Annotated in this window: 1 pseudogene; it reads right to left on the bottom strand. The window is 54.1% G+C overall.

Annotated elements, in window-relative coordinates:
* Positions 1 to 35: 35 nt before the first annotated feature.
* A pseudogene (locus MXD62_RS08710) lies at positions 36 to 270 on the bottom strand (endonuclease Q family protein); the annotation flags it as partial.

A 270-nucleotide genomic window follows, 5' to 3' on the forward strand; every position in this document is an offset into this window, starting at 1 on the left:
GGCCAAATACTGCTGGTCCGCGTTGTTCATCCCCGTTACCCCTTCCTCCATTGAGTGGAAGCTGCGCTTCGCTCATTTTTCTTTTTGTCCTGTTGGTCGACAGATTTACCTACCTTGCCGTAGAAACCTCCGCCGCCTGTGAAAATGGCCAGTTGACCTGTCCGCGCCTGCACGATCGTTTTGGCGACAGCTTCCCCAACAGCCGCAGCCAATCTCACTTCATCGATCCTGTGCAGGATGTTCATCTCTGTTCCGAACGCTTGGTAGAGC

It is taken from the genome of Frankia sp. Mgl5, from assembly GCF_023242985.1.
Classification (GTDB): domain Bacteria; phylum Actinomycetota; class Actinomycetes; order Frankiales; family Frankiaceae; genus Parafrankia; species Parafrankia soli.